The organism is Ferrovum sp., assembly GCF_027317285.1.
Taxonomy (GTDB): Bacteria; Pseudomonadota; Gammaproteobacteria; order Burkholderiales; family Ferrovaceae; genus Ferrovum.
In genome coordinates this window covers 1-602 of sequence record NZ_DAHVHV010000154.1, presented here as the reverse complement: position 1 = coordinate 602, position 602 = coordinate 1, and the positions used below count along the sequence as shown (strand labels likewise).

The window sequence follows — 602 nt, the reverse complement described above, 5'->3', positions numbered from 1 at the left end:
GACTCCGCCTTTCATATTGATGAGACTTACAGAAATTGCTGCCACATTCCCCCCCTTTTTTGAAATATTCTCTGGGACTCCCTCGCCTGAATCAATCAGGGTAGACTAGCCGAGATTATGGATGAAAATATACAGACTCTCACCAGCAAGATGTTGGTAAGCGTAGAGGCATCACTGTATTGAGGTCAACGGCTGCCACAAATAGAGACTATGTATGAACGGCAGCCGATGGCACAAAGTATCCATTCGTTTTGGTTCCATAGAACTGACACCAGAAAGTAGTGAGCATGGTTTCATGACCGGTAAAAGTTGCATTATGGCCCAATTTTGCCGCAGACACCATCAACCTCAACTATAAGCAGATTCCCTCCCTGCAGAGCCCGTATATGAGGCCACTGGCCAGATACGGAGCATTCTCAATGGAAGCAAGCCAAACCAGAATTCGCCAGAAAGAAGCATTGCGTCGAGCGCTTGGACCGGAAATTCTGGGCCCCCTGGATGATCCGCATGTGGTGGAAATCATGCTCAATCCGGATGGTAACCTCTGGATAGACCGGCTGGGAGAAGGCATGACCTGCACGGCCCGCATCGATGCCGTGAGA

At 49.5% G+C, this 602-nt stretch carries 1 pseudogene; it reads left to right on the top strand.

Features of this window, described 5'->3' with window-relative positions:
- Positions 1-419 precede the first annotated feature (419 nt).
- Positions 420-602 (top strand): annotated as a pseudogene (locus tag M6F29_RS12055) (P-type conjugative transfer ATPase TrbB); the annotation flags it as partial.